The following is a 19913-nucleotide window of genomic DNA, read 5'->3' as shown; positions in this document are numbered from 1 at the left end:
CTGGGCGGGTGGCGCCAGGGGCAGGGGTGCGGTCACGGCGCGCCCAGCGTCAGGTCTACGGTGGCCGCCTTCCGCACGTCCGCGGAGATGCGCATCGAGCAGAACTTGGGCCCGCACATGGAGCAGAAGTGTGCGGTCTTGGCTGGTTCGGCGGGCAGGGTCTCGTCGTGGAACTCGCGCGCGGTGTCCGGATCCAGGGACAGGTTGAACTGGTCGGTCCACCGGAACTCGAACCGGGCCCGGGACAGGGCGTCGTCCCGCTGCTGCGCGCGGGGATGCCCCTTGGCCAGGTCGGCGGCGTGGGCGGCGATCTTGTAGGCGATCACGCCGGTCTTGACGTCGTCCCGGTTCGGCAGCCCCAGGTGTTCCTTCGGGGTGACGTAGCAGAGCATGGCGGTCCCGGCCTGCGCGATCATCGCCGCGCCGATGGCCGAGGTGATGTGGTCGTAGGCGGGCGCGATGTCGGTGGCCAGCGGCCCGAGCGTGTAGAACGGGGCCTCCTCGCACAGCTCTTCCTCGAGGCGCACGTTCTCGGTGATCTTGTGCATCGGGACGTGGCCGGGGCCCTCGATCATCACCTGCACGCCGTGGCTCTTGGCGATCGCGGTGAGTTCGCCGAGGGTGCGCAGCTCGGCGAACTGCGCGGCGTCGTTGGCGTCGGCGATGGAGCCGGGGCGCAGGCCGTCGCCGAGGGAGAACGTGATGTCGTACCGGGCGAAGATCTCGCACAGCTCGGCGAAGTGGGTGTACAGGAACGACTCGGTGCGGTGCTCCATGCACCAGGCCGCCATGATGGCGCCGCCGCGGGAGACGATGCCGGTGACGCGCTGGGCGGTCAGCGGGATGTGTGCGCGCAGGACGCCGGCGTGCACGGTCATGTAGTCCACGCCCTGCTCGGCCTGCTCGATCACGGTGTCCCGGTAGAGCTCCCAGGTCAGGGCCGTGGGGTCGCCGCCCACCTTCTCCAAGGCCTGGTAGATCGGGACCGTACCCACCGGCACCGGCGAGTTGCGCACGATCCATTCGCGGGTCAGGTGGATGTCCTTGCCGGTGGACAGATCCATGATGGTGTCGGCGCCCCAGCGGGTGGCCCACACCATCTTCTCCACCTCCTCGGCGATCGACGAGGTGACCGCGGAGTTGCCGATGTTGGCGTTGATCTTCACGGCGAAGGCCTTGCCGATGATCATCGGCTCGGATTCGGGGTGGCAGCGGTTGGCCGGGATCACCGCGCGGCCGGCCGCCACCTCGCTGCGCACCAGCTCCGCGTCGTAGCCTTCGCGGGCGGCGACGAAGCGCATCTCATCGGTGATCACACCCGCCCGGGCCCACGCCAGCTGGGTGGCGGCGCCGTCGACGGGTTCGGGGCGCCGCCAGTTCGCGCGGGTCGGCGGCAGTCCGCGTTCCAGGTCGAGGTCGGCGTCGGCGTCGGTGTACGGGCCGGACGTGTCGTACAGGTCCAGGTGTTCGCCGTTGGTCAGGTGGACCCGACGCTGCGGGATGCGCAGGCCGTCGCGGTCGAGGTAGCGCTTGGTGCTGCCCTCGATGGGGCCGTGGGTGACGCCGAGGTCGCCCGATTCCGGGCAGGCGGAAACAGCGGAATTGACAGATGTGCTCATGGAGAGACTCCCTACGCCGGCATTATCCGGACAGGTTCGTACGGTCGGCGACCGCCTGTCGCCCTCTCAGCCCTCGGTATCGCAAGAGCCCCCGTGTGTGCAGTTGTGTGCCAGAGCCTACGCGTACGGCGCGGCGAGATGCCACACCGGCCCGAGCCACCGAGTCAGGCGTAGGGTTTGCCCACCTTCCAGTAGGCCATCGACTTGACGTTCTTGCGGCCCAGCCCGAAGTCGGTGCGGAGGATCCCGGTCACCGCGCGGGTGCTCTTGCTGTCCAGGGCCACCCAGCCGTGCTGTCCGGACGCATCGAAGCGGTCCGCGCGCACCGCGTCGACCAGGGCGGCGCCGTCGTTCGCGCGGGCGATCCACGCGATGGTGTCCTGCGGTCGCAGGTGCACCGGCAGGGTGCGATCGCTCTCGTGCTGGTACTCGAACCAGATGCGCGCGGGGGCCGGGTCGTCGGCGGCGGCCAGGGCGTCGAGCAGCGAGTTCACCGCCGGAAGCGAGGCGGTGTCGGCGGCGATCAGCCATCCCGCCGGTGTCGGTTCGGGGATCTGGAAGTCGCTGCCGATGACGGTCACCGAGAGGGTGTCGCCGGGCCGGGCGGCGCGGGCCCAGTTCGCGGCCGTGCCGTCGTGCAGGGCGAACTCGATGTCGAAGGTGTCGGCGGCCGGATCGGGGTCGATCAGCGTGTAGCCGCGCTGGTGCAGCGAGCCGTCGGCGGAGAACCAGCCGCGCACCCACATGGTCGGGTGCACGTCGATACGGGCCAGGAGCCCACCTCCGGTGAAACTGAGGCGTAGATAGTGGTCGGTGATGGTGCGGGTGCCGGTCACGGTGATCTCGAAATCGTCGGCGCCCATCAGCTTCATCACGGCACCCTGCCAGCCGCGGCCCTTGGTCTCGGTGGACATGCTCATCTCCCTCGTCGCATTAACGAGGTAAGCCTAAGCTAATTAGTTGATTCAGGCGACCGCCGCGGCGCCGGGGTGGGTGTGCAGGTAGTGGCGGGTGAAGCTGCATACCGGCCGCACGCGCAGCCCGTTGGTGCGCATGAAGGCCAGTGCGCCGTCGGTGAGTCGGGTAGCCAAGCCGTGTCCGCTGTATTCGTCGTAGAGAACGGTGTGCAGGATCGTCGCGGTGGGCGGCTGGGCTTCGGTGTCGACCGCGTAGCTCAGGACGCCGACCAGGTCGCCGGCCACCCATAGTTCGAAGCGGTCGCGGATCGGATTGTGGACCACCTCGGAGATCTGCTGCAAGATGGCGCGCGCCGATTGGGGCGGTCTGATGCGCCGGTGTTTCCTGTGCATGTCGTCCTCCTGTGAGATGTCTCACACCAGGTGTAGCCCGACTCTGCAGACATCTCAAGTAACTCCTGTCACAACTGAGTCACGAGTTCGATTTCGTGAGGTTAGACTCACCTAACTTCACCCGAGTGGGTGTCGGGGAGCAGTCGAGATTTCGGGAGAAGGCGGCGTGGAGAGCGCGAACGAGGACATCCAGTACGGGGTCGACGAGTACGGGGTCGATGGGGACGGGGCCGATGGGGACGGGGCTGGCGGGACCGAGTCGGCCGGCTCGGAGGTCGAGGCCGGTGCCGCCCGATCGCGGCGCGGCCGCGGCGTGGATTGGCCGACCGTCCTGGCTGCGGGTGGCGTCTCGGCCATTGTTTCGGCGATCGTGCTGGCCATCGGGCTGGTCGGGCTGCTGCTCACCGATGTCGGACAGCGCAGCGAGGTGGCCGCGACGACCCCGACCGTGGTGAACCTGGGCGCCGCCACGGCTCCCGTGGCGGCGCCCCAGGTCGCCGCCCCGACCGTCCTCGAATCGTCGACCGCTGCAGCGCCGGACACGGCGGCTGCGGGGGAGGGGCCGGCGGGCGCGGGGCCGACGGCCAGCGATGCCGGGACTCCTGCGGCCTCTGCTCCCGCGGCCGCGGGCGGTCCCACCGCGCCCACTCTGGGCGGATTCCAGTCGGACATGGCGGTGCTGGGCGGCGGCGCCTCCACGGCCGAGAAGGCCAAGCTCCTGGAGGGCGGCACCGCGGCCGTCACGCCGGTGAACAACCAGTTCCGGCTGGCCGAGCAGTTCCGCGGCGTCGGTGTCGGCTATTCGTTGGTCGGGCCGGTCACGCAGAACGCCAACACGGCCACGGCGCGGTTCAAGCTGACCGCGCCGGGATACGCGCCGACCTACTCCACGCTGCGCTGGGTGTGGGCCGACGGTCGGTGGAAGCTGAGCAACAAGTCGGTGTGCGAATTGGCGGCCTACTCGCAGACGCCCTGCAACCTGCGCTGAAGCCAGCGGAGGCGGTGCGGGTGCGGGTGCGTCGGGACCCGGACGCGGCGCCGACGGACGCCGGGGTCGACGGACGCCGGAGTGCAACGACGGCACTGTGGCGCTCCACGACGTCTATATGACGTCGTAGGTCGCTGAGGTGCCGTCGTCGAACCGGCGAGGCGGCGAACAAACTCGGCTAGCACTATTGTTCTCAATAGATGTGAGGCGTATCATAGACGTAGGGGGAGGGGCTAGGAGCCCCGACCTCGCGGAACATAACTCTCGGAGCTTGAGTGGCCGGGTGACCGATCGTCGCCAGCTCGACCGGTTCCACCGCTATTGGCTTCTCGCAACCTGAGGAGTGGGCGTCATGGACGCAGTAACTCTCACCGCCTTCGCCGATCTGCTGAGCGATGAACTCACTATCCCCGTCGGTGCCGACATCGATACGCCGGCGAATCTCGGACAGTTCCTGGCCCGCGCGCGGGCGGTGGACGATGACCGCGAGTTGCTGGCGGTGACCGCGGCGTTTCTGCGGTTGCGCAATGTGGTCGACCATTCCGTTGTGGCGGCGTGCGCCGCGGTTGAACGCGTCGGACTACCTGCCCGGAAGCATGTGCGGTCCGCCGCGGCGATCCTCGCCGAACTCGGTGCGGCGCCGGCTGTGGCTTACCGCGCCGCGCGGCTCGGGCAGGCGATCGCCGACGAGCACCTTGTGCCGGTGATCCGCGGATTGCGCGATGGGGCGGTGTCGGCGGAACACGGTGATGCCGTGGCGAGCGGACTCGGGCACGTGGCGGATCGGGTGGAGCTGTCCGACGACGATCGTCGGAAGATCGTGCATTCGTTGATGGTGCAGACCTCGCCGGCGCGGGTGAGGGAGAAGGCTCGGGCGTGGGCGATCAAGTTGGCACCGGAGGTTCCGGCGGACGGGGAGGTTCCGGTCGCTGAGCGTGACGACCTGAATGAGATGACCCTCAACCGCACGGACGACGGCCGCGTGGCGGTGACGATCGACTTCGACATCGTGGCGGCCGAGGAACTGAGTGCGGCGTTGGATCCGTTGACGCGGCCGGTGCCCGAACCGGACGGTTCTGCGGATCGGCGGTCTGCCAAGCGGCGGCGCGCCGACGCGATGGCTCAGGTGATTCGCACGTATCTGTCTCATTCCGAACGACCCGAATCCGGCGGAGTGCTGCCGCACGTGACGTTGTCGGTGCCAGCGGCGGTCGTGATCAACGGGCAAGTACTGGATTCCGTTGCGGGACAGGCAATCTCAATCCCGATGTCCGAGGACCGCGCCGCCGTACCGTGGCTCGGTTTCGGCGGACCGATCTCGGCACGCACGGCGGAGCTGATCATGTGCGAGGCGTCGGTGGCGTTGGCGCTGCTCGACGACAACGGTGTGCCGCTGAATGTCGGCCGGGAGAAGCGACTGTTCACCCCGGGAATCCGTAAAGCCCTGGTGCTGCGCGACCGTGGTTGCGCCTTCCCCGGTTGCGGGGTGCCTCCGTCCTGGTGCGACGGACACCACGTCGAGCATTGGGAGCATGGCGGGGTGACGAGTTTGGACAACGGTGTCCTGCTCTGCCGCCGGCACCACACGGTGATTCATCACGGTGGGTGGGAAGTCTTCATCGGCCGTGATCGGCAGCCGTGGTTCACCCCGCCCGCCGATCCCGACCATCCGAAGCGTCGTCGTGAACCTGTTCGGTCGAATGCGCGACGGACCTTGACCTTGTCGGCCAGCGCCGCGTGAGGCGCGTGAAACCAGTGCCGGGAGCGGTTCCCGACGCGATGTGTTATTTGAAAATTTCATAGTGTGCCTGCCTCGCGGGGCGGGCCCGGGTGGTCACGGGGACCACCCAGGCCGCCCCCAGGGCGCGAGAGCTCGGTGACCGCGGTGGGCGGTGCCGGGTCAGGCGGCGACGCGGTTGAGCTGCGGACGGATCTGTTCCAGCAGGTAGGGGATGGACAGCGGCGTGGGCTGGTTGAGGCCGCCGATCTCGGTCACGGTGAGATCGCTGACGCTGCCGTCGCGCACCGCGGTGAGCGACGAGTAGCCGGGCAGCTTGCGCAGCTGCTCAGCCATCGCCTCGTTGCCGGTGGTCACTACCAGGTAGTCGGCCTCGAGCAGGGGAACGTTCTCGGTGGAGATCGGAAAGCGCGGCTGCCCGTTCTTGGCGAACTGGGCGGCGAGGGCGGGGGCCACCTTCATGCCGAGCTGCCCGAACAGTGCGCCCGCGCCGTCGGACGGATCGGCCATCACCTGAATCTGGTCGCTGGAATACATGTACGCCAGCGAGTAGGTCTTGCCCGCCAGGCCGGGGAGGTCGGTCTTCACCTGATCGATCGCACCGTTGACCCGATCGATGATCGCGGTGGCCTCGTCCGTCTTGCCGGTGATGGTGCCGAACAGGGTGACCAGGTCGGACCACGGGTCCACCTGCTTGCCGGTGACGCCGGGGATGGTCGGAGCCAGCTCGCGAATCTTGGCGAAGGTCTCCGGCTGCGAGGTGGCCATGAAACCCTCGGCGAGGATCACGTCGGGTCGGGCCTTGGCGATCTCGGCGACCAGGTTCTCGGTGCCCAGCGCGGTGGATCCGGCCAGCTTGTCGCCCACCCAGGGGGAGGCCTTCTTCGTCAGGATCTCGTTCTGGTCCAGGTACGCCACCGGCGTCACGCCGAAGGCCAGTGCCGTGTCGATCCACTGGCCGCCGAGGGTGACGATGCGCGTGGGCGTGCCGTTGATGGTCACCGGACCCTGCGGCGTGTTCACCTGCACGACGCCACCGGCCGAGGACTCCTCCGCGGGGGCGCTGCACCCGGAGAGCGCGAGGATTGCGGCAAGGGCGAGGGCTGCTGCGGCGGCGACGCCGAGGCGACGGCGTGTTCTCACTATCATTGCGTTAGGGTAGCCGACCCTAACTCACAGGGAAATGCCTCAGCCGCCGAATCCTGTGGAGACGTCGAGCACAAGCGGTGCGTGGTCGCTGGCGCCGGCGGCGGCGCGCGCGTCGCGGTCGATGAACGCGTCGAAGACCCGATCGTCCAGCGCCGGCGAGCACAGCGCGTAGTCGATGCGCATGCCCTCGTTCCGTGCGAACCGGCCGGCCGTGTAATCCCAGAAGGTGTAGGTGTCCTCGGCGGGGGTGAATCCGGCCGCGCTGTCGAGGTACCCGGCCCGTAGGAACTCCCGGAAACACTCGCGCTCCGGCTCGGTCACATGGGTGCGACCCTCGAAGTACTCGCGATCCCACACGTCGCGGTCGGTGGGGGCCACATTCCAGTCGCCGGCCAACGCGATCTGGGCGGCCGGATCGTGGCCCAGCTCCAGCCGGGTCACGCCCGCCAGTGCGGTCAGCCAGTCCAGCTTGTAGCGGTAGTGCGGATCGTCGACGGCCCGGCCGTTGGGCACGTACAGGCTCCACACCCGCACGCCGCCGCACATCGCGGAGATCGCACGTGCCTCCGGGGCCTCGCCCGGGGCGCGGGCGGGCTGGCCGTCGAAGCCCCGGTGCACGTCGTCGAGGCCGATGCGGGACGCGATCGCCACGCCGTTGTAGCCGCCGTCACCGTGCATGGCCACGTCGTAGCCCTCGGCGAGGAAGCTCATCACCGGGAACTGGTCGTCCCGGCACTTTGTCTCCTGCATCGCCAGCACGTCGATCGCATGCCGGGTCATCCACGACACCACCTGCTCGGAGCGGGCCCGGATGGAGTTGACGTTCCAGGTGGCCAGGCGCACGGTCAGCATCCCGTCCGATTGCGCACGACGACCGGCGGCACCCCGGCCGCGGCCCACCGGGCGCAGGTGTCGTCGACGGCGGCGGCGTCGCAGCGCAGCACCACGGCGAAGCCGCGCGCCGGGTCGGCGTCGTCGCGATAGTGATCCCGGTAGAACACCAGCGACGTGGCCAGCCAGGCGAGGTCGTCGTCGGTGGCGTGCAACAGGAGTTCGGGGGCGTGCTCGATCACCGTGACGTAGCCGCGGGCCGGTGCGCCCGTGGCGGTGCGCAGCCGCGGCGGCAGGTCGCGCATGCAGTCGTCGAAGGCATCCTTGTTGGCCCCGAAGTACTCCGGGAAGTCCCAGGCCGCGGCGAACGCCTGAAACAGGCCGTCGAGCGTCACCGCATCGGCGGCGTCGATGCGGCGCACCGCCACGTCGGCCGGGTACATCGACAGCGGGTCGGCCGCGACACCGACGGGTGCGCCGGCGCGGGCGGAATGCCGCAGGAACGCGGCGGTGGTCATGGTGATCATCGTGCGGGCCCCCGAATCAGAACGAAGGTGCGGTAGTGGTCCAAGGTGTACCAGGCCGAACCGTCATCGGCGGTGATGATGCGCTCCGCATCGCGGCCGCGGCCGGGCTGCTTCGGATTCACATCCCATTCCTGGAAGGCGAGTCGGCGGCCGTCCGCACCGGTGGTGGGTAGGCGGCGCTCGTTGTTGCGGAAGGTCTGACCGCCCTTGGTGCCCGGAGCGGCGGCCGCCTCCGGCCAGTCGCCCGCATCGATCAGTGCGAGGGTCCGCAGGACGCGCGCCGGGGCCTGCGCGGCCGTGGACTTACTGGTGGACTTACTCGCGGACTTGCTGGCGGATTTGCTGGTGGGAGCCGGGCTGCGCTGCGGCGGGCCCGGCACCGGTGCTGCCGTGTAGTCGCCGACGGTGGCCGACCAGGTGGGCGCCGCGGCCGGGGCGGGCTCGTCGGCCGGCGGCTCGGCGACGAGCCACCAGACCAGCGCCAGGACGAGCACGAGGACGGCGCTAGCCGCCGAGAGGAGGGTGCGGCGCCGGGACGATTCGGGAGAGTGGGACATGGGTGGTCGGCTCACAGTTCGATCAGCGTGACGGTGTGGTGCAGCCAGTGCTGCGCGGCGCGCAGGCGTCGGCGTTCGGCCAGGTCGGTCCCGAGCACCTGGACCGGCGCGCCGGTCGGGCCGATCAGGACCTCGAAGTCGGTGCCGCCGTCGGCGCCGAGATCGGCGATCCGAAACAGGCGCTCGGGGGCGAGGATCCGGGTCGGGCGGCCGCGCGCGGCGTACCACTCGCGCACCTGCGGCAGGGTCGCGGCGTTCGCGCCGAAGCCCAGCGGGATCGCCGCGTCGGCCCGCGGGTCGGTCGCCGACGGATCCGCCGACAGCACCCAGCCGTCCACTTCGATGCGTTCGGCGGCCGGGGCCGCCTCGGTCAGCGTGCGCTCCACCTCTCGGATGGCCGAGTTACGGACGGTCCGGGTGGACAGCTGCTTGAGCGAGACGATCGCCGCCACTGGCACGGTCTCGGTCGCCCCGTCGCGCTCGAGGACCAGCCGCTCGGCGGAGGCCTCGACCAGGATCCCGGTCAGGTCGGACAGGGTGGGCGTGTGGCTGAGCGCGGGATTGGGCGTGGCGCGCCAATCGGCCGGCCCGCCCGCGCCCAAGCGGTAGCGGACCACCACGCGGTCACCGCTGAGTGGCTGCACCCTCGTCTCCGGCGGCCGGGGCTAGTCGTCGTGCCCGAAGGGGTCGACGTCCGAGCCGGGCAGCCAGGTGAGGCCGGGCACGCCCCAGCCGTTGCGCTTGACGGCCTTCTTGGCGGCGCGCGCGTTGCGGCCGATCAGCACGTCCACGTATAGGAAACCGTCGAGGTGCCCGGTCTCGTGCTGCAGCATGCGGGCGAAGAAACCGTGGCCCTCGATCTCGACGGGCTTGCCGTCGCGGTCGGTGCCGGTCACCTTGGCCCACTCGGCGCGGCCGGTGGGGAAGCCCTCACCGGGCACCGACAGGCAGCCTTCGTCGTTGTCGTCCGGGTCCGGCATGGTCTCGGGGAGCTCGGAGGTCTCCAGGACCGGGTTGATCACCTCGCCGCGGCGCCGTTCGGCACCGTCCGGGCAGTCGTAGACGAACATTCGCAGCCCGCGGCCGACCTGATTCGCGGCCAGGCCGACGCCGTTGGCGGCGTCCATGGTCTCGTACATATCGTCGAGCAGTTGGACGAGTTCGGGCGCGGGGCGGCCGGTGTCGTCGAGCTCGACCGGGGTCGTCGGCTGGTGCAGCACGGGCTCACCGATGATGCAGATGGGGAGAATCGCCATGAAAAGGACTGTACTGGCCGCCCCGTCGGTGAGTCATCGCGCCGGGTGAGGCCGACTCGTGATTAGATACTGAGCGAAAGAACATCGCTGTCATTCGACAGTCTGACTGCGTGCACGAAGAAGGGGAACTCACCGGTGTCGAATGGCGCAGCCGCTGAGCAGGAGTCGGGCCGACCCGACCCGCATGAGGTCGGCGCGGACGGCCTCACTCGTCGCGAACACGACATCCTCGGCTTCGAGCGGCAGTGGTGGAAGTACTCCGGCTCCAAGGAAGACGCGATCAAGGAGCTCTTCGGACTCTCCTCGACGCGGTACTACCAGATCCTCAATGCTCTCGTGGACCGACCGGAGGCCCTCGCCGCCGATCCCATGCTGGTCAAGCGGCTGCGCCGACTGCGTGCCTCGCGGCAGAAGGCACGTGCCGCCCGGCGCCTCGGTTTCGAGATCACGTGATGTCTCGCGCGGCCACGCCGGTCGCGTGAGTTAGAGTTGCCGTGATGAATGCTGACCGCGAACCCAATCGTCTCCCGCTGCGCGCGGGGGCCATGCTGCTGCTCGCCGTCGCCGTGGTCTTCATCGGCCTCGGGTGGAGTTCGGCAGCCAAGAGCGGCGACGAGTCGCCCCAGGAGAAGCTCGCCAAGAGCGGTAGCCAGAGCACCGCTTCCTCGGTGGTCTCGTCGGAGGGCAAGTCTTCGTCGGCCGCCACGTCCGAGGCTCCCAAGTCGACGACCGCCGGTGCCGCCGACGTTCCCGCGCTGTGCGTCCTCAACGCCGGTTCCACCAAGGGCTGGGCCAAGGACGTGTCCGACCAGCTGAAGTCGGCAGGCTTCACGATCGGCTCCGAGCCGGGCAATCTGAGCACCAGCAGCGTCACCGAGAACACCATCTTCTATGGTGAGGGACAAGAAGACGCCGCGCAGAAGGTGGCCGACGCCGTCCCCGGCGGCGCCTCGCTGAGCGTGCGGCCGCCCGCATTCACCCGCTGCGAAGGCGAACTCGCCGTCGTGGTGGTCAACCCGTAAATCCGTCCGACCGCAGTCACCTGCGCGTCCAGCCCCAGTAAGAACCCGCCGAAGGAGCCGACATGACCGCCAGCCTCACCACCGGTGCCAAGATCACGCGTGGAGTCCTCACGCTCGCTGCTGCCGGTCTGGCCGGCGCGGCGCTGACTGCCTGCACCCCGAACGAGCAGCCGACCAGCGCTCCGGGCACGACGCCCCCGGTGGTCACCGGCAACCAGGTGATCCCCGGCGATCTGGTCAACGCCGACGACGTGCCGGCCGAGCCGGGTTCGGCGATCGGCACCGTCACCCTGCTCAGCTCCGAGGGCGACAGCGTGGGAGCGGCGAGCTTCGTGGCGCTGGGTTCGAGCACCAAGGTGAACCTGCGCGTCACCACCCTGGAAAAGGGCCAGTACAAGGTCGAGGTGCGCACCGGCACCAACTGCGACACCATGGGCGAGAAGTTCACCGGCACCGGCAACGCCATCGCCGGCGGCTCGCTGCCCGGCATCTCGGTCAACGACAAGGGTGCGGGCTCGGCCAACCAGACCGTGAACGTGAACATCGGTGAGCTCGACGGCAAGGCAATGGTGCTGCTCGACGGCACCGCCACCGAGCCGGTCGCCTGCGGCGTCATCACCGCCAACTAGTCGACGCTTCGTCGACGCCGAACGCAGGTCGCATGGCTCCGGCGGCGCGCACCACACCCATCGAGTTCCGCGCGTCGGCTGCTCCGACGCTCGGGGTCGAATGGGAGTTGGCGCTCGTCGATCGGCACACCCGGGACCTGGTCAACGCCGCCGACCCTCTCTTCGAGCTCATCGAGGGGCGCGGGCTGAGTCGGCGCACGCACATCCATAAGGAACTGCTGCGCAACACCGTCGAGCTGGTGACCGGCATCTGCCGGACCACCGCCGAGGCGATGGACGATCTCGGGGCGACGCTGGCGCAGGTGCGCGAGCTCACCGACGAGCTGGGCATCGACCTGTACGGCGCGGGCACGCATCCGTTCGCCGAATGGTCGGGGCAGCAGCTCACCGAGGGTAGCCGGTACGCCGAGCTGATCGAACGCACCCAGTGGTGGGGCCGCCAGATGCTGATCTGGGGCGTGCACGTGCACGTGGGCATAGACCACCGCGACAAGGTGCTGCCGATCCTGTCCAGCCTGCTCACCTACTATCCGCACCTGCTCGCCTTGTCGGCGTCGTCGCCGATGTGGGCGGGCCAGGAGACCGGCTACGCCAGTAACCGATCGATGATGTTCCAGCAGCTGCCCACCGCGGGGCTGCCCTTCCAATTCCAGCAGTGGTCGGAGTTCGAGGCCTTCGTGGGCGACCAGCGCACCACCGGCATCATCGACAACCTCACCGAGATCCGCTGGGACATCCGGCCGTCGCCGCATCTGGGCACCATCGAGGTGCGGGTGTGCGACGGCGTCTCCAACCGCCGGGAACTGGCCGCGCTGGTGGCGCTGACACACTGCCTGGTGGTGGACCTGGATCAGCGGCTCACTGCGGGCGAGGAACTGCCGCAGATGGCCCCGTGGCTGGTGCAGGAGAACAAGTGGCGAGCCGCGCGTTACGGGCTCGACGCCATCGTGATCCTGGACTCGGACTGCCACGAACGGCTGGTGACCGACGACCTCGCCGACCTGCTGGTGCGGCTGGAACCGGTCGCGGCACGACTGGGCTGCACCGAGGAGTTGGCGTCGGTGGCCGAGATCATCGCTGGGGGCGCCAGCTACCAGCGGCAGCACCTGGTCCACCGCAGCGCCGGGAATCTGCGTTCGGTGGTCGACGCGGTGGTCGGCGAACTCGACTGACCGCGGCCGCGGTTCGGGAGCCGGTCAGTCCTCCGGGGTGTCGCGCCTCTGTACGCGCAGTTGCGACTCGTCCATGAGACGCCCGCCGCTGCCGGGCGATTCCCGGTACACCAGGCGGCCGACGCGCTGGGCGATCACCGGCGCGGTGATCAGCATGAACAGCGCGGTCAGCACCAGCATGCCGCCGTCGGGGTGGCCGGCGATCTGGATGAGAGTGCCGATCAGCACCAGCGTCATGCCGAAGGTCTGCGGTTTGGTGGCCGCGTGCATGCGCGAGAGCGTGTCTGGGAAGCGGACGATGCCGATGGCGGCGGTCAGCGCCAGCAGGCTGCCGCTGAGCACGAAGGCAGCAGAGAAGATGTCCCGGATCATTGGTCGTCCCTCACGCGGAAGCGGGCCACCGACACGGTGCCGATGAAGCTCACCAGGGACAGCACCACGATGCCGGGCACGATGGTGGTGTTGTAGGTGGCGGCCACCCACACGGCGAGCGAGGAGATGATCATCGCGACGAGCGTGTCGATGCCGACCAGTCGGTCGAGGGTGGTGGGGCCGCGCAGCGACCGGTACAGGGTGAGAACGATGGCGGTCATCAGCATGGCCCCGCTGATCGCCCAGACGATGCTCATGGCGGCTACCGCTCCTTTCGGCGACGACGCGACGGCGGCGTCGCGTCGGCCACCCGCTGGCGTTCGGTGAACGGGACGTGGTGGAAGTCGTCGTCGATCCCGTGGAAGGGGCTCGGCTGCCACTCGCTGTCGCGCTCGAAGGTCTTGATGAACTGACGCTCCACGTACGCCATCTGCTGGTGGAAGGAGTCGACCTGCTTCTGGGTGCGCACATCGAAGACGTGTACGTACAGGATGCGGCGCAGGTGATCGACCTCCACCACCATGGTGCCGGGCACCAGGTTGATGTAGTCGATGGCCAGGGTGAGCACCATGTCGGACTTGATGGCCAAGTGGACGCGGACCACGCAGCCCAGCGGAGGGGCACCGGGGCGCACCGCCGCCCACGCCACCTGGGCCGACGAGACCAGGAAGTTCCACAGCAGGTTGGCCAGCAGATTGACCGCGGCGATCGGGTGGACGCGACCCTCCACCGGCACCCGCGGCAGCGGCAGCAACAGCATCACGGCGACGCCCACCACCATGCCGACGACGATATTGCCCCAGGTGACGTCGCCCCACAGCAGCACCCACACGAAGGTCAGCCAGGACAGACCCCACAGGCGGACACCGAACTCGCGCAGGTCCCCGCCCATCCATTTGGGCATGTGCAGGCGGTTGTGCAGCCAGACGATGAACGTGGTCAACGGCCAGGCGAAGCCGACGACCGCGTTGCGCCAGAGGGAGCCGAAGAACGCCGGGACGCGGCGTTTACCCACCGGGCGCGGGCTGGGCCGGTCCGGGTACGGGGTGTTGCTCATCGGTCACCTCCCAGCACGGCGGTCAGATAGGGTCGACGGTCGTTCAGGTCGTGCGCGGCGTCGCCGGTGAAACCGAAGATCGGTCCCGCCCACACGGTCAACGCGATCCCGGCGGCGAGCATGGCCGCGGTCGGCAGCACCATGGCGGCGGGCATGCGGCCCACATCCTCCCGCTCCTCGAGTAGCACGTCCTCGCCCTCCTCGATGAGCGCGGAGGCGGTGCTGTTGGTGAGCCCGCCCTCGGGGGCGTCGGCGCGCGGCCGCCAGAAGGCCTTGGTCCAAACGCGAGCCACCACGTACAGGGTGAGCAGGCTGGTGATCACCGAGCCGGCCACCAGCAGCCAAGCCAGCACCGAGCCGTCCTTGACGCCGCCTTCGAGCAGTGCGACCTTGCCGATGAAGCCGGAGAACGGCGGGATGCCGCCGAGGTTCAGGGCCGGGATCAGGAAGAGCGCGGCCAACACCGGGCTGGCGAACAGCCCGCCCAGGCGACGCAGCGACGCGCTGCCGGCCTGGCGTTCGATCAGGCCGACGACCAGGAACAGGGTGGTCTGCACCAGAATGTGGTGCGCCACGTAGTAGATCGCCGCCGACAGCGAGATCTCCGAGCCCACCGCGATACCGAAGATCATGTAGCCGATGTGGCTCACCAGCGTGAACGACAGCAGACGTTTGATGTCCGACTGGGCGATGGCGCCCAGGATGCCCACCAGCATGGTCGCCAGTCCGGCCACCATGAGCAGGTTGTCCATGGAGCCGCCGGGGAACAGCAGAGTGTTGGCGCGGATGATCGCGTACACGCCCACCTTGGTCAGCAGGCCCGCGAACACGGCGGTGACCGGCGCCGGCGCCGTCGGATAGGAGTCGGGCAGCCAGGTGGAGAGCGGGAAGACCGCCGCCTTGATCCCGAAGGCCACCAGCAGCACCGCGAACAGGGCGTTGCGGGTGCCCGAGGACACGTCGTCGAGCCGGACCGCCATCTCCGCGAGATTCAGAGTGCCGGTGGTGGCGTAGGCGAAGGCGATACCGGCCAGGAAGATCAGCGACGACACCATCGAGACCATCACGTACGACGCGCCGGCACGGACACGGTCGGCGCTGGCCCCGAGGGTCAGCAGCACGAAGCTGGCCGCGAGCAGCACCTCGAACGAGACGTACAGGTTGAACAGGTCGCCGGCGAGGAAGGCGTTGCACACGCCCGCGGTCAGAATCAGGTACGACGGCAGGAAGATGGACACCGGCTGGTCGGTGGTGCCGTCGCGGATACCCTGCCCGATGGCGTACACCACCACCAGCAGCAGCACGATGGTCGAGACCACCAGCATCAGGGACGCCAGCCGGTCCACCACCAGGGTGATGCCGAGCGGACCGTTGGGGTATCCCTCGTCGCCCCAGCCGCCGATCTTGACCGCGTACGGGCCGTTGACGCTGGTCAGGTACAGCATCATCGCCGAGGCGATGAGGGCGACGCTGATCGCGCCGACGGTCACCGCGCGCTGGAACCGCGGGTTGCGGCCCTGCAGCAGGCACAGGGCGGCGCCGAGGAACGGCACCAGGGTGGGCAGTGCGATCAGCACGGTGATCCACGACGACTGCGGGATCAGGGCGTCCAGGCTCATCGCCGCTCCTCCCCGTCGCGCGCGGTGTCGTCCTCGGTCTCGTCGTCGGTGTCCTCGCCGGGCATCTCGTCCGGGCTGAACTCGGGGAGCCGGTCGATGATCGACGCCTCGTCGGGCATCAGGTCGGGTTCGATCACGGTGCGGTGCAGGGCGGCGAACTCCTCCGGGGTCAGGGGGTTGCCGCGCGCGTCGAAGAGGTCGCCGATCACGGTGAACTGGCCGGTCTCCGGGTCGTCGCTGCGGTCGCGGTCGGGGCGTTCGCTCAGCGACCCCTGGATCACCTTGAGGTCCTCGGAGTCGTCCTCGAGGTCGTCGTCCACGTCGCGGTTGATCACGAACAGGCGATAGGTGAGGGCCAGGACGAACGCGGCGATGCCCATGGTGATGACGATGGCGGTGAGCACCATCGCCTGGGCCAGCGGGTCCGCGTCGGCGGTGGCGCCGATGGACTCGGCGCCCTTGATCGGCGGGCTGCCCGCGGGACCGGCGACGGTCACGATCAGGATGTTGAGACCGTTGCCCACCAGCAGCAGACCCAGCAGCATGCGGATCAGGCTGCGCTCCATGATCAGGTAGGTGCCGGCCGCCGCCAGGATGCCGGCGACGATCAGCAGCCCGAGGTTCACGCTCATCGACTCACCTGCCGGGGCGGGGCGATGGGGGAGAGCCCGATGGTGCTGTCGGAGTGCTCCGGCGCATCCAGGCGCGCACCGAGGCTGCGCAGGACGTCCAGGACCAGGCCGACGACGATCAGGTAGATGCCGGCGTCGAAGAACATCGCGGTCACCAGCGTCACCTCGCCGAAGACCGGCAGGTACATCTCGATGACCGCCGAGGACAGGGCGGGCGCACCCAGGACGAGGGAGGTGGCGGCGGTCGCCGCCGAGACCAGCAGGCCGGCCCCCAGGATGTTGCCCGGCTCCACCGGCAGCGCCTCCCCGAGTTCGTAGCGGCCACCGGCCAGATAGCGCAGCACCAGGGCCAGACCCATCACCAGGCCGCCGGCGAAACCGCCGCCCGGGGCGTTGTGCCCGGCGAAGAAGAAGTACACCGACAGCACCATCAGGGTGGGGAAGACCAGGCGGGTGGTGGCTTCGAGCACCATCGACCGGTGCTGCGGGTTGCCCAGTTCGCTGCCGCGCAGCCAGGTGGTGCGGTCGGTGGAGGCGTCGTCGTCGAGCCCGGCCTCGCTGCGGACCAGCGCGGTGACCCGGGGCGCGCCGCCGGTGCGGCGGCTGCGGAAGACCATGGACGCCACACCGGTGGCGGCGACGATCAGGACCGAGACCTCGCCGAGGGTGTCCCAGGCGCGGATGTCCACCAGCAGCACGTTGACGGTGTTGCCGCCGTGCCCGATCTTGTAGGCGGCCTCGGCCAGGTCGTCGGCCAGCGGACGCGCCGACCGCGCGGCGGCGGCGAAGAGCCCGATCAGGATCATGGTGACGCCGAAGGCGACCGCGATGAGGGCGCGTAGCGGGCGGAAGCCGGTCTTGTGCCGGGGCTGCGGTTCGGCGGCCAGCTTGCGGAGCACCAGGACGAAGATGACCAGCGTGAGACTCTCCACCAGAAACTGGGTGAGGGCCAGGTCGGGTGCGCCGTAGATCGCGAACAGGGCGCCGCAGCCGTAGCCGGTGATGCCGACGGTCAGGGCGCCGGCCAGACGGTTGCGGAGGAACACCGCTACCAGTGCGGAGGCGGCCACCACGAGGCCGATCACGGCCTGTTCGACGTTGTCGAAGCCGCGCAGCTCCAGCCGGTCGCGGGCGCCGAGGAAGAGTGCGGCCACCGGCACGATCACCGCGGTGGAGATGATCACGCCCTGGGTGATGGGCAGCGAACCGCGCTGGGTGTTCCGGGTGACCCACAGCGACAGCGTGTCGGCGCCGCGGATGACGCGGTCGTACACGCGGTCGGCGTTCAGGCGCGGCGGATGATCGAACAGCTGGTCGCGAATGCGGCGCAGGATCAGGAACAGCGCGGGACCGGCCAGATACACCACGATGGTCAGGACCACCGGCAGCCCGAATCCGTGCCACAGGGCCAGGTGCTCGATCTTGTGGCCGTAGGCGGGCAGCGTCTCGGCGTAGGGCTCCAGGCGGTCGGTGAGCCAGGAGCCGGAGAATCCCGCCACCACGCCGAACGCCGCGAGCAGCGCCGGGGGCAGCAGGAACATGGCGCTCGGCGGGTGCAGCTGCGCGACGGCGCGGGTGGGCAGGGACCGGACCTTGCGGCCGAACGCGCCCCACAGGAAACGGGCCGTGTAGGCGAAGGTGATGATCGCGCCCAACACCACCACCAGGTCGATGGCGTGCGCGAGCCAGGGGGTGTAGGCGCCGGTGGACCACAGTGCACCGAAGGCCGATTCCTTGCCGACGAAGCCCAGGGTGAACGGCAGCCCGGCCATGCTGGCGCCGGCCACCGCGGCGGTGGCGGCCAGGAACGGCAGCCGGTGGCCCAGGCGGGCCAGCAGTCGGATGTCGCGGGTGCCGGTGGAGTGGTCGATGATGCCGACCACCATGAACAGGCTGGCCTTGAACAGGGCGTGCGCGATGACCATCGCGAGGCCGGCCATGGCGACGTTCGCGTCGCCCACGCCCACCAGCACCACCATCAGGCCGAGCTGGGAGACGGTGCCGAAGGCCAGGACCAGCTTGAGGTCCAGCTCGCGCAGGGAGCGCCAGCCGCCGAGCAGCATGGTGCCCAGGCCCAGGGTCACGATGATGACCTGCCAGCTGATCTGGGTGTGGAAGGCCGGGGCCAGGCGCGCCACCAGGTAGATACCGGCCTTGACCATGGCGGCCGCGTGCAGGTAGGCGCTCACCGGGGTGGGGGCGGCCATGGCGCCGGGCAGCCAGAAATGGAAGGGGACGATGGCCGACTTGCTGAGCGCGCCGACCAGCAGCAGCGCCACGGCGATCGCGGCGTACACGCCGTCGGGCGGGTTCTCGATCAGGTCCGAGAGCAGGTAGCTGCCGGTGCGCTGGCCCAGCATGATGATGCCCACGAGCATGGCCAGGCCGCCGAATGTGGTGACCAGCAGGGCCTGGGTGGCTGCGCGCCGGGAGGTGGCGCGGACCGCGTTGAAGCCGACCAGCATGAACGACAGCACGGTGGTGGCTTCCCAGAAGAAGTACAGCACCAGCATGTTGTCGCTCAGGACCAGGCCGAGCATGGCCCCGGCGAAGGCGACGATCTCGCCGCCGAACACCTCGACGCGTTTGCGCATCTCGTCGAAGTAGTTGGCGCAGTACACCAGGACCAGGGAGCCGACCCCCAGGATCAGTACGCCGAGCACCGCGGACAGGGTGTCCAGCCGCAGCACGATGTCCATCTGCAGGTCGGGCACCCACGTGAAGGTCTGGGTCTTCGGTTCCTGCCCGGCCGTCGGCCAGTTCAGCGCCAGCCAGACCAGGGCGCCGGCCGGCATCAACGCCAGCACATAGAAACCTCGTGCACCCAGGCTTCGCATGATGGGGGGCGCGGCGAGCGCACCGATCCCCAGCGCGATCAGAACCCCGAGCAAGGGGTCCTCCGAACCTGAGTCAAAAGAGGCACTCCGTCGTCTGTCGTATGGGCGGGCGGGGTGTCGGTGAGCGATTACTGCTGGCTTACTTTACCGTTCAGGCATGCGGCCCTTACAACGAGTCCTTGTCGCGATCGTCACGGCGGTGCTCACCCTGCTGGCGGTGACCGGCTGCGGTGGCGACGATGCCCCGTCCACCGAGGGGGCGGCGCTGCCGAAGGACTTCCCCACCGCGCAGGTGCCGCTGGTCGACGGCACGGTGCTGACCGCCGACGGGGAGACCTCCGAATGGCAGGTCACCGTGCAGGTGCGCGCGGATGCGGGCGACCCCTTCACGACGGCGGTCGACGAGCTGGTGGAGGCCGGATACGCCGAATCCTCGCGCACCGAGACCGACCGGGAGAAGTCGGTGCTGCTGTCCAAGGAGGTCGACGGGAAGACCTACTGGGTCACCGTCGGATTGTCGGCGGCCTCCTCCACGGCGGCCAGCACGGTGATGTACTCGGTCACCCTGACCTGACTCGCAGGAGGTCGGTACCGGCCT

General features: G+C 69.3%; 22 protein-coding genes and 1 riboswitch. Of the genes, 7 read left to right on the top strand and 15 right to left on the bottom strand.

Annotated features, from left to right (window positions below; genetic code table 11):
- Positions 1-32: 32 nt before the first annotated feature.
- From thiC to ACFFJD_RS05835, 3 genes are all read right to left on the bottom strand, one after another.
- Positions 33-1619: a phosphomethylpyrimidine synthase ThiC gene (thiC, locus tag ACFFJD_RS05845; protein ID WP_382362099.1), complete on the bottom strand. Its 1587-nt coding sequence runs from the start codon at positions 1617-1619 to the stop codon at positions 33-35.
- A riboswitch (TPP riboswitch) is annotated at positions 1611-1724 on the bottom strand. It overlaps the preceding gene by 9 nt.
- A gap of 59 nt (positions 1725-1783) precedes the next feature.
- The gene (locus tag ACFFJD_RS05840) at positions 1784-2533 is read right to left on the bottom strand and encodes a siderophore-interacting protein (RefSeq protein WP_382362097.1); all 750 of its coding nucleotides are present in this window, start codon (positions 2531-2533) and stop codon (positions 1784-1786) included.
- Between the two features lie 51 nt (positions 2534-2584).
- Positions 2585-2929 (bottom strand): GNAT family N-acetyltransferase, encoded by a 345-nt coding sequence (locus tag ACFFJD_RS05835; protein ID WP_382362095.1) that lies wholly within the window; start codon positions 2927-2929, stop codon positions 2585-2587.
- 166 nt (positions 2930-3095) lie between these two features.
- On the opposite strand from ACFFJD_RS05835, the gene ACFFJD_RS05830 reads away from it, so the two are divergent.
- Together ACFFJD_RS05830 and ACFFJD_RS05825 are read left to right on the top strand one after the other, a co-directional pair.
- Complete coding sequence (locus tag ACFFJD_RS05830; protein ID WP_382362093.1) at positions 3096-3917, top strand: MTB12 C-terminal domain-containing protein; 822 nt, start codon at positions 3096-3098, stop codon at positions 3915-3917.
- A 352-nt stretch (positions 3918-4269) separates the two neighbouring features.
- On the top strand, positions 4270-5658 hold the full coding sequence (locus ACFFJD_RS05825; RefSeq protein WP_382362091.1) for an HNH endonuclease signature motif containing protein: 1389 nt from the start codon (positions 4270-4272) through the stop codon (positions 5656-5658).
- A gap of 159 nt (positions 5659-5817) precedes the next feature.
- Here ACFFJD_RS05825 and ACFFJD_RS05820 read toward each other — a convergent pair whose 3' ends face one another.
- Genes ACFFJD_RS05820 through ACFFJD_RS05795 form a run of 6 tightly spaced genes read right to left on the bottom strand, consistent with a single transcriptional unit; the run spans position 5818 to position 9975 of the window.
- Positions 5818-6804, bottom strand: coding sequence for an ABC transporter substrate-binding protein (locus ACFFJD_RS05820; RefSeq protein WP_382362089.1), 987 nt, complete (start codon positions 6802-6804; stop codon positions 5818-5820).
- A 39-nt stretch (positions 6805-6843) separates the two neighbouring features.
- A complete protein-coding gene (locus ACFFJD_RS05815; RefSeq protein WP_382362149.1) occupies positions 6844-7647 on the bottom strand; it encodes an exodeoxyribonuclease III in 804 nt (267 codons plus the stop codon).
- Between the two features lie 2 nt (positions 7648-7649).
- Positions 7650-8153 carry a barstar family protein gene (locus ACFFJD_RS05810; RefSeq protein ID WP_382362087.1) on the bottom strand — a complete coding sequence of 168 codons (504 nt, stop codon included), beginning with the start codon at positions 8151-8153 and terminating at the stop codon, positions 7650-7652.
- Positions 8154-8158: 5 nt separating this feature from the next.
- Complete coding sequence (locus ACFFJD_RS05805; protein ID WP_382362085.1) at positions 8159-8719, bottom strand: ribonuclease domain-containing protein; 561 nt, start codon at positions 8717-8719, stop codon at positions 8159-8161.
- Between the two features lie 11 nt (positions 8720-8730).
- Positions 8731-9363 carry a GNAT family N-acetyltransferase, cg3035/Rv0428c family gene (locus ACFFJD_RS05800; protein ID WP_382362083.1) on the bottom strand — a complete coding sequence of 211 codons (633 nt, stop codon included), beginning with the start codon at positions 9361-9363 and terminating at the stop codon, positions 8731-8733.
- Between the two features lie 21 nt (positions 9364-9384).
- The gene (locus tag ACFFJD_RS05795; RefSeq protein ID WP_382362081.1) at positions 9385-9975 is read right to left on the bottom strand and encodes a peptide deformylase; all 591 of its coding nucleotides are present in this window, start codon (positions 9973-9975) and stop codon (positions 9385-9387) included.
- Positions 9976-10110: 135 nt separating this feature from the next.
- Between ACFFJD_RS05795 and napA the strand changes: the two genes are divergently transcribed.
- The 4 genes from napA (at position 10111) to ACFFJD_RS05775 (ending at position 12798) form a co-directional block, all read left to right on the top strand.
- A complete protein-coding gene (gene napA / locus ACFFJD_RS05790; protein ID WP_382362079.1) occupies positions 10111-10428 on the top strand; it encodes a nucleoid-associated protein NapA in 318 nt (105 codons plus the stop codon).
- Between the two features lie 44 nt (positions 10429-10472).
- The gene (locus ACFFJD_RS05785) at positions 10473-10997 is read left to right on the top strand and encodes a LytR C-terminal domain-containing protein (RefSeq protein WP_382362078.1); all 525 of its coding nucleotides are present in this window, start codon (positions 10473-10475) and stop codon (positions 10995-10997) included.
- Between the two features lie 62 nt (positions 10998-11059).
- Entirely contained in the window at positions 11060-11626 is a 567-nt protein-coding gene (locus ACFFJD_RS05780; protein WP_382362076.1) for a superoxide dismutase family protein, read from the top strand.
- A 32-nt stretch (positions 11627-11658) separates the two neighbouring features.
- Positions 11659-12798: a glutamate--cysteine ligase gene (locus tag ACFFJD_RS05775; RefSeq protein WP_382362074.1), complete on the top strand. Its 1140-nt coding sequence runs from the start codon at positions 11659-11661 to the stop codon at positions 12796-12798.
- A 24-nt stretch (positions 12799-12822) separates the two neighbouring features.
- Here ACFFJD_RS05775 and mnhG read toward each other — a convergent pair whose 3' ends face one another.
- Genes mnhG through ACFFJD_RS05745 form a run of 6 tightly spaced genes read right to left on the bottom strand, consistent with a single transcriptional unit; the run spans position 12823 to position 19369 of the window.
- A complete protein-coding gene (gene mnhG, locus ACFFJD_RS05770; RefSeq protein ID WP_382362072.1) occupies positions 12823-13170 on the bottom strand; it encodes a monovalent cation/H(+) antiporter subunit G in 348 nt (115 codons plus the stop codon).
- Positions 13167-13427: a monovalent cation/H+ antiporter complex subunit F gene (locus ACFFJD_RS05765; protein ID WP_382362070.1), complete on the bottom strand. Its 261-nt coding sequence runs from the start codon at positions 13425-13427 to the stop codon at positions 13167-13169. Before ACFFJD_RS05765 ends, mnhG begins: the two co-directional genes overlap by 4 nt.
- 5 nt (positions 13428-13432) lie before the next feature.
- Positions 13433-14227: a Na+/H+ antiporter subunit E gene (locus ACFFJD_RS05760; protein ID WP_382362068.1), complete on the bottom strand. Its 795-nt coding sequence runs from the start codon at positions 14225-14227 to the stop codon at positions 13433-13435.
- A complete protein-coding gene (locus ACFFJD_RS05755) occupies positions 14224-15831 on the bottom strand; it encodes a Na+/H+ antiporter subunit D (protein WP_382362147.1) in 1608 nt (535 codons plus the stop codon). The genes ACFFJD_RS05760 and ACFFJD_RS05755 overlap by 4 nt, the downstream gene beginning before the upstream one ends.
- An 11-nt stretch (positions 15832-15842) precedes the next feature.
- On the bottom strand, positions 15843-16478 hold the full coding sequence (locus tag ACFFJD_RS05750; RefSeq protein WP_382362066.1) for a Na(+)/H(+) antiporter subunit C: 636 nt from the start codon (positions 16476-16478) through the stop codon (positions 15843-15845).
- Complete coding sequence (locus ACFFJD_RS05745) at positions 16475-19369, bottom strand: Na+/H+ antiporter subunit A (protein ID WP_382362064.1); 2895 nt, start codon at positions 19367-19369, stop codon at positions 16475-16477. Before ACFFJD_RS05745 ends, ACFFJD_RS05750 begins: the two co-directional genes overlap by 4 nt.
- A gap of 103 nt (positions 19370-19472) precedes the next feature.
- Here ACFFJD_RS05745 and ACFFJD_RS05740 point away from each other — a divergent pair, with 103 nt between their 5' ends.
- Positions 19473-19889: a hypothetical protein gene (locus ACFFJD_RS05740; protein WP_382362062.1), complete on the top strand. Its 417-nt coding sequence runs from the start codon at positions 19473-19475 to the stop codon at positions 19887-19889.
- Positions 19890-19913 lie beyond the last annotated feature (24 nt).

The sequence above is a fragment of the Gordonia phosphorivorans genome, assembly GCF_042432625.1.
Classification (GTDB): domain Bacteria; phylum Actinomycetota; class Actinomycetes; order Mycobacteriales; family Mycobacteriaceae; genus Gordonia; species Gordonia phosphorivorans.
The sequence above is the reverse complement of the archived record's forward strand: the minus strand, read 5'-3'. Positions and strand labels throughout refer to the sequence as shown.